The organism is Sphingomonas astragali (assembly GCF_051400615.1).
Classification (GTDB): domain Bacteria; phylum Pseudomonadota; class Alphaproteobacteria; order Sphingomonadales; family Sphingomonadaceae; genus Sphingomonas.
Genome location: NZ_JBLFFH010000002.1, coordinates 358,880 through 373,837, shown reverse-complemented (window position 1 = coordinate 373,837; position 14,958 = coordinate 358,880). Strand labels below are relative to the sequence as shown.

Below are 14,958 nucleotides of genomic sequence, written 5' to 3'. Positions count from 1 at the left end.
CCATGTTCCTCGGCTTCCTCGACGAGCTGCGCGCGGCCGGTATCCCAGCCAGCCTCAAGGAGCATCTCGTGCTTCTCGAAGCGCTCGATCGCGACGTCATCGAGCGCACGCCCGAAGCCTTCTATTATCTCGCCCGCGCGACCTATGTGAAGGACGAGGGGCTGCTCGACCGCTTCGACCAGGTCTTCGCCAAGGTGTTCCGCGGCATCTCCACGACCTTCGGCGCCCAGGCGACGCAAGTCCCCGAGGCGTGGCTGAAGGCGGTCGCGCAGAAGTATCTGACGCCCGAGGAGATGGCGAAGATCGAGTCGCTCGGTTCCTGGGACGAGATCATGGAGACGCTGAAGCGGCGCCTCGCCGAGCAGGAGGGCCGCCACCAGGGCGGCAGCAAGTGGATCGGCACCGGCGGCACTTCACCCTACGGCAACGCGGGCTACAATCCGGAAGGGGTTCGGATCGGCGGCGAGAGCACGCACAAGCGCGCGCTCAAGGTCTGGGAAGGCCGCGAGTTCCGCAACCTCGACAACACGCGCGAGCTCGGCACCCGCAACATCAAGATCGCGCTCCGCCGCCTGCGCCGCTTCGCGCGCGAAGGGGCAGCCGAGGAGCTCGATCTCGACGCGACGATCACCGGAACGGCCAAGCAGGGCTGGCTCGATGTCCACATGCGGCCGGAACGGCACAATGCGGTCAAGCTGCTGCTGTTCCTCGACATCGGCGGATCGATGGACCCGTTCGTCAGGCTCTGCGAGGAATTGTTCTCGGCCGCGACCAGCGAGTTCAAGAACCTCGAATTCTTCTACTTCCACAACTGCGTCTACGAAGGCGTGTGGAAGGACAACCGCCGCCGCTTCACCGAGCGCACGCCGACCTGGGACGTCCTCCACAGGTTCGGCCACGACTATAAGCTGGTGTTCGTCGGCGATGCGTCGATGAGTCCCTATGAGATCACCCATCCCGGCGGATCGGTCGAGCATATGAACGAAGAAGCCGGCGCGGTGTGGATGCATCGGCTGACCAATACCTATCCCGCCGCGGTATGGCTCAATCCGGTGCCGGAGGAGCAATGGGGATATTCGCAGTCGGTCCGCATCATGCGCGAGCTGATGAACGACCGCATGTACCCGTTGACGCTCGCCGGATTGGACGAAGCGACGCGTGAGCTGAGCCGGAAGCGATGATCAGGCCGATCGCTGATCCGGCTGATGGCGCTCGCAGCTAAAGCCGTTCGATCGCCCGCTTCATCTTGCGCAGCACTTCCGGATCGCCGGGGCGATCGGCCGCCTCGCCCGCGAGCGCCATCAGCCGGATCGCGCCGAAGCTCGCTGCCAGCCCCTTGAGCCGCAGCGCGGCGTCCTTCCACACAGCGTGGTCGCGCGTCTTCTCGATCGTCGCCAGATTGTTCTTCGCGCTGTCGAGAAAGGCTTCGCGCAACTCGGCGATCAGCGCGGGCTCGTCGCCCACCGCCGCCGCCAAGGTCGCGTCGATTGCACCAGGATCATAGGCCATGCGCCCGGAACTAGGCGCATATGCTTAACGACGGGTTTCCGCGCCCCCGCTTACGAACCGGACGAAACGTGATACACATCTCCGAATGACCGTGATCGGGGGTACGCGTATCGTGAATCTGCGTCCTGACGAGGACGAGGGGACCGCATTGTCCGCCACAGACGAGAATTGGCGCGAGTCGCAGACGGCTGCGGAGGCGGAAGACTGGGCGGCGGAACAGCCGGCGCCCTCGTCTTTTGCACGGATCGTCGCAGTCCTGCTGGTGCTGCTATCGCTGGGTTGGGTGGTCGCGATGGCGTGGTTCTCGCGCGGGGCCTTGCCGATGGCGCCGGTCGCGCTTGCCGAGTTCATCGCGGCGCTTTGCGTGCCGCCGCTCCTCGCCGCCACGCTCTATCTGCTGTTCCTCCGCACGAGTCGTGCCGAGGCACGCCGCTTCGGTGCCACCGCGCGTGCGATGCGGAGCGAGGCGGCACGGCTCGATGAGACGATCTCAGCGCTTTCCAACCGGATCGAGGCCAATCGCCGCGCGCTGGCCGAGCAGGCGAACTCGCTCGTCGCGATCGGCGACGCCGCGTCCGAGCGGCTGCGGGCGATCGGCGGCGAGCTGTCCGCCGAGGCGCGCATCCTCGAGACGATCGGCGGATCGCTGGTCAAATCGGCCGAGACGACCGAGGCGAGTCTCAACGTCGTGTTCAATTCGCTGCCCAAGGCGCAGGCCGAAACCGCCGGCATGGCCGAGGCGCTCAACGCCGCGGGACTGGCGGCCAGCCAGAAGGCGGCGGAGCTCGGCGGACATCTGGCGACGCTTTCCGAACGTGGCCGCGCCGCGGACGAGGTCGCGAGCGGCGCGGCCGCCCGCCTCGCCGCGCATCTCGAGCGGATGGAGGCGACCAGCGAGACCGCCGCCGCCCGGCTCGACGATGCCGCGGGCGAGATGTCGGCTGCGGTCGACGCCGTGCTCGATCGTGCCGCCCAGGCCATCGACGAGGCGCGCAAGGGCATCGCCGCGCAGGGCGACGCGATGCTGGCGATGCTGAGCGCCAGCCAGGCCGCGATCGAGAAGGCCAGCTACGAAAGCGCCGATACGCTCCGCCACCGGCTGGAAGATGTCGAGGCGGCGGTCGACCGCATCACCGCGCGGCTCGGCGAGGAACAGCATCGCACCGACTCGCTGTTCGCCAGCCTCTCGGTCGGAGTCGAGGGCGCGTCGGGGCAGCTCGACCGGCTGCACGCCGACGGCCTCGCCAAGAGCCAGGAACTGGCCGCATCGATCAGTGCGCTCTCCGGATCGGCGGGCGCGCTGACCGAGTCGATGCGCGACGGCGAGGGCGTGGCGCGGACGCTGATCGCGACGACCGAGGACCTGCTGACCGCGCTCGACGCCTCGACCCGCGAGATCGACGAGACCCTCCCCGGCGCGCTGAGCCGGCTGGAGGAGAAGATCGCCGCCAGCCGCTCGCTGGTCGGCAGCGCCAAGCCCGAGCTGCTGGCGCTCGTCACCGCCGCCGAGAGCACGCACGATGCGGTCAATGCCGTAGCGGGCCTCGTCGCCGCCGAGCGCGAGAAGCTGACCGAGATCACCGCGACGCTCAACGAAACCTTCGACGCCGGCCACGACAAGGCGATGACGATGGACGCGGTGGTCGAGGAAGCGATCGCCAAGGCCCGCCGCTTCGCCGAGGATGCAGCGCCGCAGCTCGTCGATGCGCTCGCCCGCATCCGCGAAACCGCCTCGCGCGCCGCCGAGAACGCGCGGGGCGTGCTGACGCAGGTGATCCCGGACGCGGCGGACGCGATCGAGGCGGAGAGCGCCGAGGCCGTCCGCCGCGCCTTCGCCCGTGCGCTCCCGCAGCCGCTGGGCGAGCTGGCGGAGGCGTCGGAAGGCGCGGTCGCCGCGGCGACGCGTGCCTCCGAGCACCTGGCGCAGCAGCTCATGACGATCAGCGAGACCACGGCGGAGCTCGAGGCGCGGATCGACGCCGAGCGAGCCGATCGCGAGGCTGCCAACCAGGATGGTTTCGGACGCCGCATGTCGCTGCTGGTCGAGGCGCTCAATTCCGCCTCGATCGACATCACCAAGAGCTTCTCGCACGAAGTGTCGGACAGTGCCTGGGCCGCGTATCTCAAAGGGGACCGCGGCGTCTTCACGCGGCGCGCGGTACGCCTGCTCGATGCAAGCGAGGCGCGGGAGATCCTGCGGCTCTACGATAGCGACGGCGATTTCCGCGAGCAGGTCAATCGCTACATCCATGATTTCGAGGCGATGCTGCGCCAGATCCTGGCGCTGCGCGACGGGTCGCCGCTCGGCGTCACGCTGCTCTCGTCGGATATGGGCAAGCTCTACGTTGCGCTCGCGCAGGCGATCGAGCGCCTGCGCACCTGATGTCGGCTACCTAGACCTCGACGATCAGGTTCACGAGCGCCTTTTCCACCCCGTCCATCGTGAACGGCTTGGTGAGCACCGGCCGGTTGCGGTGGCGCTCGATGATCGAATCGTCCGTGCCGCCGGTAGCGAAGAGGAAGGGGATGCCCGCCGCGTCGAGCGTATCGGCGATGGCCCAGCTCGTCTCGCCTCCGCGCAGGTTGATGTCGACGATCGCAGCGTCGACCCCGCCCGCGGCGATCCGGTCGAGCGCTGCGTCGACCGTGTCGACCGTTCCCGCGATACCCTTGTTCAGCGCATCGAGGAAATCCTCGAGCATCATGGCGATCAAGGGTTCGTCCTCGACGATGAGGATTTGTTGCGGACGCGACATTCCGGTTTTCCTAAGCGATCAGCCGCGTCATGGCTAGTCACTTCGCGGCAAGCACCTCGCGCGCCGCTTCGGCAAGCTGCTGAACGGAAAAGGGTTTCGGCAGAAAGGCGACACGGTCGATGTCGATCGAGCGACGAAGCTGCTCCTCGGCATAGCCGGACATGAACAGGATCGCGAGGTTGGGATAGCGCTCGCGGGCGCGCCGCACCATCGTCGGTCCATCCATCGTCGGCATTACGACGTCGGAGATCAGCAGGTCGGGCGCGCTCTCCATTTGCGCGAGCAGCTCCAGGGCCGCTTCGCCGTTCTCCGCGGTCACCACCTGGTAACCCTGCCGCGTCAGCGCGCGCTCCGCCACGGCGCGCACCATGTCCTCATCCTCGACGAGCAGGATGGTGCCGCTGCCCCAGGTGTCCATCGGCTTCGCCTTCGGCGACACCGCCGCAAGTGCGGGAGCCGGCGCAGCGGTGGCCGAATGGACCGGCAGATAGATGGTGAAGGCCGCCCCGCCGCTGCGGGGGGTCTCGGCGAAGATATAGCCGCCCGACTGCTTGACGATACCATAGACGGTCGAAAGCCCGAGGCCGGTGCCCTTCCCCACTTCCTTGGTGGTAAAGAAGGGTTCGAAGATCTTGGGCAGCACGTCCGCAGGAATGCCGGTACCGGTGTCGGAGACGCGGAGCGCCGTATAATCGCCCACCGGCAGCACGTCGTCCTCCATGCCGCGCACTTCCGATGGGCCGACCGCCATCGTTTCGATCGTCAGCGTGCCGCCACCGTTGGGGTTCTTGGCGAGCATCGCATCGCGGGCATTGACGGCGAGATTGATCACCACCTGCTCGAGCTGGCCCGGGTCGATCCGCACCGGCCCGAGGTTGCGGCCGTGGTTGACGACGAGCCGCACCGTCTCGCCGAGCAGGCGCTTCAGGAGGTTCGACACCTCCGAGATCACGTCCGGCAGCTGCAGCACCTGCGGCCGCAGCGTCTGCTGGCGCGAAAAGGCGAGGAGCTGGCGCGTCAGGCCCGCCGCCCGATTCGAGTTCATCCGGATCTGCTGGATGTCGTCGTAGTCGCTGTCGCCCGGCGTATGGCGCATCAGCATGAGGTCGCAGTGGCCGATGATCGCGGTCAGGATGTTGTTGAAGTCGTGCGCGACGCCGCCCGCGAGCTGGCCCACCGCCTGCATCTTGGTCGCCTGCGCGACCTGGTCCTTGAGCTTGCCTTCCTCGGCGTCGTCCTTGACGCTCATCAGCACCGCCGCCTCGCCGAGCCCGCGTGCGCCGGCGAGGCCGATCTGAACCGGCTCGTCGGGGCGATCGGCGAAGCGCACCGGCAGCTGCGTCGAATGCGCCGCGCCGCCGGCAAAGCGACGGATCGCATCGGCCAGCGCCGCCTTGTCGTCACGCACGACCAGGTCGCCCGGATAGAGCGGCGGCGGCGACGTCTTCGCGCCGGCCACCCGGGTGAAGGCATCGTTCATGTGCAGGAACCGACCCTCGCGGTCGATCAGCGCCAGCGGGACCGGCAGCAGGGCGATCAGGCTGCGGACATGGCTCGCCGCGCTCGATCCGATCGCGGGCACCGTGATCTGCGGCTCCTCGTCGAGCAGCACCACCAGCATCGGCGCGTCATCGCCGTCGAGGAACGGCACCTGCAGCACGCGCAGCGGATTGCCGCTCAGCCCCTCGCGCTCGAAACGGACCAGCCCCGCGCTGTCGGTGATGAGGAAGCGGGCGAAATCGCGCCCCTCGATCGCGCCCTCCTCATGCCCCATCGCGCGGGCGCGGAGCACACGATTGGCGGTGCGCACCCGCCCGTCGGGCCCGAGCAAGCCCGCCATGATTCCCGCGGCCCCGAGCCGATCGCCGTTGGGGCCGGCGATGGCCGCCGTCGCGATCGCCACCACGTTGACGGCATCGGCCATCTTGAAGCGCCACAGCAGCATCTCGTCGCCGATCCGGCCGACGGTCACCTCGACGCGCTCGTCCCGTACGATCAGCGCGGTTCGCCCCTCCCCGTCGCGCCAGGCCGCACGGCCGGCGGTGCCGAGCCGCCCGACCTCCTCCTCGGGCAGCGGCAGGTTGGGCGGGGTCGGATAGCCGCCGAACAGCGTCTCGTAGCGGTCGTTGGCGCAGACGATGCGCCCGGCACGGTCGGTGACCGCGACCGCCTCCGCCGACGTTGCGGCGAGGGCATGGGCGACATTCCAGTCCGGCTCGGCCGAAACGGCGGTGGCGGTGCGGATCAGCCGTGACGCGGCAAAGACGGCCGCGGCGACGACCAGGCCTGCCGCGCCGAACCCGATCGCCAGCGTCCGGTCGCCGACGAGCAGCAGGATCGCAGCCGCCGCCGCGGCCGCAGCGCCGACCGCGACGACGAGCGGCAGCGCGGCGGAGGGACGTTCGGACTGCCCGGACGAGTGCGGAAGCGTGGCCATCGGCCCCTTGTCGGCGCCTCCGCTCCCCCGTCAAGCCATTGGCGCCGTCACCAGATGCGGACGCGCTGATCCGGTGCCAGGTAGAGCTTCTCGCCCGGCTTCGGCTTGTAGGCGTCGTACCAGGGATCGAGGTTGCGCACCGTCGCGACACGCTCCGGTCCGGGCGAATGAGGGTCGCTGAGGAGCTGCTGGCGCAGGATCGGCTCGCGATACTTGGAACGCCACACCTGCGCCCAGCCGAGATAGAAGCGCTGGTCGCCGGTCAGGCCGTCGATCACCGGCGCCGGCTTGCCGTTCAAGGATTTCCTGTACGCCTCATGAGCGACGGTCAGGCCGGCGAGATCGGCGATGTTCTCGCCGAGCGTCAGCGCGCCCTGGACGTGCTGGCCGGGTAGCGGCTCATAGGCGTCGTACTGCTTCACCAGCTTGTCGGTGAAGCTCTTGAACCGCGCGACGTCCTGCGGCGTCCACCATTCGGCGAGCTTGCCGCTGGGGTCGTACTTGCGGCCCTGGTCGTCGAAATGGTGGCTGAGCTCATGACCGATCACCGCGCCGATGCCGCCGTAGTTGATCGCCGGATCGGCATGGGGATCGAAGAACGGCGGCTGCAGGATCGCCGCCGGGAACACGATCTCGTTCATCGGAGGGTTGGCATAGGCGTTGATCGTCATCGGCGTCATGAACCATTCGCCACGATCGATCGGCTTGCCGAGCTTGTTGAGGTCGCGCTGATATTCGAACTCGCTGGCCCGCGCGACGTTGCCGACCAGATCGCCGCGATCGATGCGGAGCGCCGAATAGTCGCGCCACGTGTCGGGATAGCCGATCTTGGGCGTGAAGGCGGCGAGCTTGGTCAGCGCCTTCTGCTTGGTCTCCGGCGCCATCCATTCGAGCTTCTGCAGCCGCTCGCCCATCGCTGCGCGGAGGTTCTTGACCAGCTCGTCGATCGCGGCCTTCGATTCCGGCGGGAAATAGCGGGCGACATAGACCTGCCCGACCGCCTCGCCCAGCCCGGCGCTGACCAGCGCCACGCCGCGCTTCCACCGCGGCCGCTGCTCGGGCTGGCCGGACAATATGGTGCCGTTGAACGCGAATTCCGCCTTGTCGAACGCGGCGTTGAGGTAGGGCGCGAACCCGTCGAGCACGCGGATCGTGTAGAAGTCGCGCAGCACCTCGACCGGCGTGGCGGCGAAGATCTTCGCCTCGGCCGTCACCGCCGACGGCTGCGAGACGATGTAATAGGGCTGCGCCGGCACGCCGAGCGCGGCGGCATAGGCGTGCCAGGGATAGCCGGGCGCCTTGCTCTCGAAATCGGCGGTCAGCCAGCGATTGTAGGTCTTGTCCTCGTCGCGGTTCTCGATGCGGGTCCAATGGACCGCGGCGATCTGCTTCTCGAGCTCGAACACCGCGTTGGCGCGTGCGGCGCCATTGGCCTCGCCGGCCATCGTCAGCAGCTGCGCGAGATAGGCCTTGTAGGCGGTGCGGATGCTCTCGAGCTTGGGATCGTCCTTCAGATAATAGTCGCGGTCGGGCAGCGTCAGGCCCGACTGGTGGGCCATGACGATGTATTTCTCCGGCTCCTTGGCATCCTGCGTCACGCCGATGCCGAAGAAGCCGCCGATGCCGGCGCGTTGGAGCCTGGCCGCCTCGGTCACCAATGCGGTCTTGTCCTTGGCGCCGGCGATCGCCGCGAGCCACGGCTTGATCGGCGCGATGCCCTTCGCCTCGGCGGCGGCTTCGTCCATGAAGCTCGCATAATAGTCGCCGATCTTGCTGCCCGGCTGCCTGGCCGCTTCCTCGAGGATCGCGCGGGTCTGCTCGAGCGAGCGGTCCTGGAGCACATGGAACATGCCGTACGAGGCGCGGTCGGCGGGAATCTGCGTCCGCCTGTCCCAGGTGCCGTTGGCATAGTCGTAGAAATCGTCGCCCGGCGCGACGCTGCGGTCCATGCCGGAGGTGTCGAGGCCGAAGGTGCCGATCTCGGGCGCGCCGGCGGGCGTCGCCGGCTCGTTCGCCGGTGCGACGGTCGATTGGGCATGGGCGCCCGCGGCGAGCGCGGTACCGGCGAGAAGCAAGGTGGCGATGGCGGAAAGCCGCATGGCGAAGCCTTTCGTGCGGAAGACAGGACGGTCCGGAAGCCCCCTCCCGGACGAATGGCTACTGTCTTACCCCGGCGATACGGCCCGTCAACGCGTTAAGGCGGAAGTGCGCGTGCCGTGGCGCCGGCGCCACTTGTGCGCGATCCACCAGCGCCAGCCGAGCGCGGCGGCGGCATAGCCGAGCAGCGCGCAGCCGCCGGCGATCGCGCTCAGCCCGAGCAGCAGCGCCGGCGCGGCTTCCGACAACAGCCAGGCGGTCCATTCGGAGAGGCCGGCATGGGCGTTGACGAGCGCCATGAACCCCGACGCGTCGGCGGTGCGGCCGAGCAGCAGATTGCCGATATAGACCGACGCATAGAGGATGAGCGGCGTCGTCGCCGGGTTGCTGAGGAACGTCATCGCCACCGCGATCGGCACGTTGGCGCGGAACGGCAGCGCCAGCAGCGCCGCGCCGGCGATCTGCAGCCCCGGAATCATCAGGAAGATGCCGACGAACAGCCCCAGCGCGGTGCCGCGCGGCACCGATCGCCGGGTGAAGCGCCACAGCGCGGGGGCGAGCACGCGATGGGCGACGGGACGCAGCAGCCGGCTCCGCTCGAGCTGTTCGCGCGTCGGCAGGTGGCGCCCGATCCAGCGGGCGAGCCAGTCCTTGCGCGGCTTGTCCGAGGGGGGCTCAGCCACGCTCGCGCAGGAGCCTTCCCTGCTCTCGCTTCCAGTCCCGTTCCCGGATCGTATCGCGCTTGTCATGCGCCTTCTTGCCTTTGGCGAGCGCGAGCTCGACCTTCGCCCGCCCCCGGCTGTTAAAGTAGATGCTGAGCGGCACAAGGGTCATTCCCTCGCGCGCCACCGCACCATGGAGGCGGTTTATCTCGCGCTCATGAAGGAGCAATTTACGGGGCCGCTTCGGCTGGTGGTTGAAGCGGTTGCCGTGGCTGAACTCGGGGATGTTGGCGTTGACCAGCCACGCCTGCTCGTCGCGGATCTCGGCATAGGCCTCGGCGATCGAGCCTTCGCCGAAGCGCAGGGACTTGACCTCGGTGCCGGTCAGGGCAAGGCCGGCCTCGTACACGTCCTCGATGAAATATTCGAAGCGCGCGCGCCGGTTCTCGGCGACGATCTTCCTCTTGTCGAACGTATCGGGGCGGGGACGGGCCATAAGGCCGGGCGATGTAGGCGGATGAGGGCGCGAAGGAAAGGTGCGATGGACGGGACGATCTGGCTGTTCTCCTATGGTACGCTGCGCCAGGCGGAGGTGCAGCAGGCGGTATTCGGCCGCGAGCTCGCCGCCGCACCCGATGTCCTGCCCGGCTACCGCATCGAGATGCTGGCGATCGGCGATCCAGGCGTGGTGCGCACCAGCGGCCTCGCCGAGCACCCGATCCTGCGCGAGACGGGCGCCGCGGCGGACATGGTCGAGGGCCAGGCATTGGCGATCGGCCCGGACGACCTGCCCCGCGCCGACGCCTATGAGGTGGCGGACTATCGCCGCGTCGAGGTGACGCTGCTCTCAGGCCGCCGCGCGTTCGTCTACGTCGGCTAGACCAGCCCGGCGAACCCCAGCGCCGCGTCGACGGCCTTGCGGCTCGCGTCCGACGGCGGGGTCATCGGCAGGCGCAGCTCGGCCGAAATCTCCGGCTTCACGCGATTGAGCGCATATTTGACCGGCCCCGGCGACGCGTCGCTGAACAGCGCGGCATGAAGCGGGAACAGCCGGTCGTGGAGCGCGAGCGCCTTGGCATAATCGCCGGCGAGCGTCGCCGCCTGGAACTCGGCGCACAGCCGCGGCGCGACGTTGGCGGTGACCGAGATGCACCCCCGCCCGCCGGTCGCGTTGAACGCGATCGCCATGTCGTCATTGCCCGAAAGCTGGGCGAAGTCCGGCCCGCATGAGGCGCGGTGCTGCGACACGCGCGGCATGTCGCCGGTCGCGTCCTTGATGCCGACGATGCTCGGGAAGGCACCCCGAAGCCGCGCTACCGTCTCGGGCTTGATGTCGGTCACGGTGCGGCCCGGCACGTTGTAGAGCACGATCGGCAGGTCGCAGGCGGCCGTCACCGCCTCGAAATGACGGAAGATGCCGTCCTGGTTCGGCCGGTTGTAATAGGGCGGCACCATCAGCGCCGCGTCGGCGCCGGCCTCCTTCGCCGCCCGGATGTTGGCGATCGCGACGCGCGTGTCGTTGGATCCCGCGCCAGCGATCACCGGCACGCGGCCCCTCGCCGCCTCGACGCAGATGCCGACGACGCGGAAATGCTCGTCCATCGGCATCGTCGCCGCCTCGCCGGTAGTGCCGCACGGCACGAGCGCCGAGGACCCTTCGGCAATCTGCCATTCAACCAGCGTGCGATAAGCCGCTTCGTCGAAAGCGCCGCCCAGGAACGGCGTCACCAGTGCAGGAATCGAGCCGGAGAACATTTTTGCGGTGAACAGCCTTCGAGCGATGAATTGTGGGGTGGCAGATACGTTGGGATTCCGTATCATGTCCAGTATGCTCGGGTGGGTATCCAAGAGCGCGTTGTTGCTTGCGTGCGTATCGGGAGGGGCAGTCGCCGCCGGCCTCCATCAGCGTGCCGTTCCGCAACAGCTCCTGCCGCCGCAGTTCAACACCGGCTCGACGCCAGCGTCGGCGCCGCGGCAGCTGCTTCCCTCGCAGGTCTACGGCACCCCCGCTCCGACGCCGACTCCAACGGTGACGCCGAGCTATCCGACGCAAAGCTACGCCTCGACGGGCGGTTCCTCCTCCGCGGCGCTGCTCTCGGCGATCGATCAGTGGAAGATGCTCCAGCAGTCGGACAATCTCGGTTTCTCGACCTATGCCAATTTCCTGCTCGCACACCCCGGCTGGCCTGGCGAGACCAGCCGACGCGCCGCGGCGGAGACCTCGGCCGGGCAGGATTCGCCGAGCCTCACCGTCCGCTTCTTCGATCGCTTCCCGCCGCTGACCGGCGCGGGTCACGTCCGTTACGCCATGGCGCTCGCAGCGATCGGCCAGCGCGACCGTGCCGCCGAGCAGGCGCGCAAGGCGTGGCGCAAGGGCGTGCTGCGCCCGGCGGACGAATCGCTGCTGCTCGGCCAGTTCGCCGGCAGCTTCGGTCCCGACGACCAGGACGCGCGGATGGACATGCTGCTGTGGCAGGGCGCGACCAGCGCGGCGCAGCGTCAGCTCCCTTACACCTCGCCGGCGCGGCAGGCGATCTTCGCCGCGCGGCTCGCCTATCGCACCGACGCGCCGGACGCGATGGCGCGCGGCGCCGCGGTCGAGGCTTCGGCGCTGAACGACGCCGGCTTCCTCGCCGACCGTGCGACCTGGTATCGCAACAACAATGCGAGCCCGACCGCCCGCGCCCAGCTCGCCCGGCCGCACCAGCTCAGGGTCCTGCCGACCCATCCCGAGAAATGGTACGAGGTGCTGCTGACCAACGCGCGCGGCGCCTATGCCGACCGTCAATACCAGACCGCCTATGATATCGCCCGTCAGGTCGACGACGCCTATCCGCCGCAGACCGACGTCAGCAGCAAGTCGCTGGGCGAGCGCGACGATTACACCAGCCTGGTATGGCTTGCCGGCACCGCGGCGATGCAGAACCTCGGCCGTCCGCGCGACGCGATCGCGATGTTCGAGCGCTACTCGCTCGGCTCGAAGAGCCCGACGACCCAGTCCAAGGGTCTCTATTGGGCCGGCCGCGCCGCCGAGGCCGCCGGCGATCCGCGCGCGAACGACTTCTATACCCGCGCCGCCGGCTATTCCGACCTCTTCTATGGTCAGCTCGCCGCCGAGCGGCTGGGCCGGGCGTTGCGGGCGCCGGCACCGATCGCCACGGTCAACGTCGCGCCCGATACCCGCTCCGCCTTCGCCGCGAAGGAGACGGTCCGCGCGGCCAGGCTGCTGGGATCGCTCGGCCGCTGGGAGGATCAGAGCGCCTTCATCCGCCAGATCGCCGCAGACGCCACTACCGACACCGATCACCTGCTGGCCGCAGAGCTCAGCAAGGCAATCAACCGGCCCGACCTCGGCGTGATGGTGGGCCGTTCAGCGCTGCAGAACGGGCTCAGCGACTATACCGCCGCGGGCTATCCGAGCGTCCGCGTCCCCGCCGCCAGCAACGATTATTGGACGATCGTCCATGCGATCGCGCGGCAGGAGAGCCAGTTCAACAAGACCGCGATCAGCCACGCCGGCGCGCGCGGGCTGCTCCAGCTCATGCCGGGCACGGCGCGCGAGCAGGCGGGCAAGCTGGGACTCAGCTACAATCCCGCGTCGCTCACCGCCGACACCGATTACAACATCATGCTGGGGTCGAGCTATTTCGACCGCATGTACCGGCTCTACAACAGCTATCCGCTGGCGGTGGCCGCCTACAACGCCGGACCCGGCAACGTGAACAAATGGCTCGCCGCCAACGGCGACCCGCGCACGCCCGGCGTCGACATGGTCAACTGGATCGAGAAGATCCCGATCTACGAGACCAAGAACTACGTCCAGCGCGTGCTCGAGAATGCAGTGGTCTACGACCTCATGAACCCCCAGCACGCCCGCAGCCGCGGCCCCAACAACCTGAGCTGGTATCTCGGCAAGCGGCGGCCCGGCTAGGATCGAGCATCGCGATTCCGGTCTTGTCCGGAATGGCGTAGTGACGGATCGATGGATCGTCCCAACTACATAACCCCTGCCGGCTTCGCCGCCTTGCGCGCCGAATATGACGCGCTCTTCGCCGAGGAGCGTCCGAAGCTGGTCGAGACGATCGCCTGGGCCGCGGGCAACGGCGACCGTTCCGAGAACGGCGATTACATCTATGGCCGCAAGCGGCTGCGCGAGATCGATCGGCGGCTCGGCTGGCTCTCGAAACGGATGAAGGCGGCCAAGGTGATCGACCCGGCCGCGCAGGAGGATCGCAGGCGCGTGTGGTTCGGCGCGACGATCACCATCGCCGATGAGGACGACAACCAGCGCACGCTCACGCTGGTTGGTGACGACGAAGCCGATGCCGGCGCCGGGCGTATCGGCTGGAATGCTCCGTTGGCCATGGCGTTGCGCGGTGCCGCGGTCGGCGACCTGCGCCGGGTCTCCCTTCCGGCCGGCGAGCGTGAATATGAGGTGATGGCGATCGCCTATCCCTGACGAAGGACCGGGGGGACGCCGCCCCGCGCCGCTCCTCGCACGTCCGCGACTGAGCGCCTCGAACCGGCAACCGATCGTTTCTCCGGGGCCGATTGACCGGCCCGCGGGCGCGTGGGACGATGCGCATCTGAAACGATCCGGAGATGTCCGATGCCGATCCCCGCAAGCTGGTCCGACCGTCTGCTCAGCGTCATGCGCATCGTGGTGGGACTCGCCTTCCTCCACCACGGCACCTCCAAGTTCTTCGGCATCCCGCCGTTCCCGATGCCGCTCAACCCGCTGCTCTACGTGGCCGGTACGCTGGAGCTGGTCGGGGGCGCGCTGATCGTGCTCGGCCTGTTCACCCGGCCGGTGGCCTTCCTGCTCTCCGGCATGTCCGCCGTCGGCTATTTCCTGGTCCATGCGCCCAAGAGCTTCTTTCCGTCCGTCAACGGCGGCGAAGCGATCCTGCTCTACTGCTTCGTCTTCCTGTTCCTGGCGGCGGCCGGCGGCGGCGCGTGGGCGCTCGACACGGCGCGGACCAGGCGTGGCTGACCCGGCCGGCTCGTTTTGTCGCCGTATTGTCACATTTTGCGCCGGGTGCTGCCTGACATGCGCTGAAATGACGCATGTCCCCCTCCCCCGCCGAAATCATTGAATTAGCGTGGGTTCGGGCTGGTCGCCGGGACCCGCCCCGGTACGGGGAGTGGAATGCAAGCGCAAAAGGAAATGCTGCGGCTGCTGATCAGCGGGCGGGTGCAGCAGGTCGGCTATCGCGACTGGGTGATCCGCAAGGGCCAGTCGATGGGCATCACCGGATGGGTGCGCAATCTGTCGGACGGCCGCGTCGAGGCCGTGGCCGCGGGCGACGAGGAAGCGCTCGCCGTGTTCGTCGAGGCGTGCCGCGAAGGCCCGCGCCTGGCGAGGGTCGACGACATCGACGTGCATCCGGTCCATGAGCGGCCGGTCAAGGGATTCACCAAGCGGTTCACCGCCTGACGAGCGATGGCAATCGCGTGGGCGAGCTGGTAAGCTCATTGGCATGACGGAGGCCATTCC

14 protein-coding genes are annotated in these 14,958 nt (G+C 68.4%); 7 read left to right on the top strand and 7 right to left on the bottom strand.

What is annotated here, in order from left to right:
• Positions 1-2: 2 nt before the first annotated feature.
• The gene (locus ACMGER_RS10085) at positions 3-1,181 is read left to right on the top strand and encodes a vWA domain-containing protein (protein ID WP_436812019.1); all 1,179 of its coding nucleotides are present in this window, start codon (positions 3-5) and stop codon (positions 1,179-1,181) included.
• A 37-nt stretch (positions 1,182-1,218) separates the two neighbouring features.
• Here the strand turns inward: ACMGER_RS10085 and ACMGER_RS10080 are convergent, their stop codons facing one another.
• A complete protein-coding gene (locus ACMGER_RS10080; RefSeq protein WP_436812018.1) occupies positions 1,219-1,509 on the bottom strand; it encodes an Hpt domain-containing protein in 291 nt (96 codons plus the stop codon).
• A gap of 85 nt (positions 1,510-1,594) precedes the next feature.
• Here ACMGER_RS10080 and ACMGER_RS10075 point away from each other — a divergent pair, with 85 nt between their 5' ends.
• A complete protein-coding gene (locus ACMGER_RS10075; RefSeq protein WP_436812017.1) occupies positions 1,595-3,892 on the top strand; it encodes a coiled-coil domain-containing protein in 2,298 nt (765 codons plus the stop codon).
• Between the two features lie 10 nt (positions 3,893-3,902).
• Here the strand turns inward: ACMGER_RS10075 and ACMGER_RS10070 are convergent, their stop codons facing one another.
• The 5 genes from ACMGER_RS10070 to smpB form a co-directional block, all read right to left on the bottom strand.
• On the bottom strand, positions 3,903-4,265 hold the full coding sequence (locus tag ACMGER_RS10070; protein WP_436812016.1) for a response regulator: 363 nt from the start codon (positions 4,263-4,265) through the stop codon (positions 3,903-3,905).
• A 37-nt stretch (positions 4,266-4,302) separates the two neighbouring features.
• Positions 4,303-6,702, bottom strand: a complete 2,400-nt coding sequence (locus tag ACMGER_RS10065) for a hybrid sensor histidine kinase/response regulator (RefSeq protein ID WP_436812015.1) — start codon at positions 6,700-6,702, stop codon at positions 4,303-4,305.
• A gap of 47 nt (positions 6,703-6,749) precedes the next feature.
• Positions 6,750-8,801 carry a M13 family metallopeptidase gene (locus tag ACMGER_RS10060; RefSeq protein WP_436812014.1) on the bottom strand — a complete coding sequence of 684 codons (2,052 nt, stop codon included), beginning with the start codon at positions 8,799-8,801 and terminating at the stop codon, positions 6,750-6,752.
• Positions 8,802-8,888: 87 nt separating this feature from the next.
• Positions 8,889-9,482, bottom strand: coding sequence for a DUF2062 domain-containing protein (locus ACMGER_RS10055; RefSeq protein ID WP_436812013.1), 594 nt, complete (start codon positions 9,480-9,482; stop codon positions 8,889-8,891).
• A complete protein-coding gene (smpB, locus tag ACMGER_RS10050; protein ID WP_436812012.1) occupies positions 9,475-9,957 on the bottom strand; it encodes an SsrA-binding protein SmpB in 483 nt (160 codons plus the stop codon). Before smpB ends, ACMGER_RS10055 begins: the two co-directional genes overlap by 8 nt.
• A gap of 45 nt (positions 9,958-10,002) precedes the next feature.
• Here smpB and ACMGER_RS10045 point away from each other — a divergent pair, with 45 nt between their 5' ends.
• Positions 10,003-10,341: a gamma-glutamylcyclotransferase family protein gene (locus ACMGER_RS10045; protein ID WP_436812011.1), complete on the top strand. Its 339-nt coding sequence runs from the start codon at positions 10,003-10,005 to the stop codon at positions 10,339-10,341.
• Here ACMGER_RS10045 and dapA read toward each other — a convergent pair.
• The gene (dapA, locus tag ACMGER_RS10040) at positions 10,338-11,216 is read right to left on the bottom strand and encodes a 4-hydroxy-tetrahydrodipicolinate synthase (RefSeq protein WP_436812855.1); all 879 of its coding nucleotides are present in this window, start codon (positions 11,214-11,216) and stop codon (positions 10,338-10,340) included. The two genes, ACMGER_RS10045 and dapA, sit on opposite strands and share 4 nt — an antisense overlap.
• Before the next feature lie 64 nt (positions 11,217-11,280).
• On the opposite strand from dapA, the gene ACMGER_RS10035 reads away from it, so the two are divergent.
• The 4 genes from ACMGER_RS10035 to ACMGER_RS10020 all read left to right on the top strand — a co-directional run bounded on the left by ACMGER_RS10035 (position 11,281) and on the right by ACMGER_RS10020 (position 14,898).
• Entirely contained in the window at positions 11,281-13,392 is a 2,112-nt protein-coding gene (locus ACMGER_RS10035; RefSeq protein WP_436812010.1) for a lytic transglycosylase domain-containing protein, read from the top strand.
• Positions 13,393-13,443: 51 nt separating this feature from the next.
• Positions 13,444-13,920, top strand: coding sequence for a transcription elongation factor GreB (gene greB / locus ACMGER_RS10030; RefSeq protein WP_436812009.1), 477 nt, complete (start codon positions 13,444-13,446; stop codon positions 13,918-13,920).
• Between the two features lie 150 nt (positions 13,921-14,070).
• Positions 14,071-14,454: a DoxX family protein gene (locus tag ACMGER_RS10025; RefSeq protein WP_436812008.1), complete on the top strand. Its 384-nt coding sequence runs from the start codon at positions 14,071-14,073 to the stop codon at positions 14,452-14,454.
• Positions 14,455-14,610: 156 nt separating this feature from the next.
• Complete coding sequence (locus ACMGER_RS10020; RefSeq protein WP_436812007.1) at positions 14,611-14,898, top strand: acylphosphatase; 288 nt, start codon at positions 14,611-14,613, stop codon at positions 14,896-14,898.
• Positions 14,899-14,958: the final 60 nt, after the last annotated feature.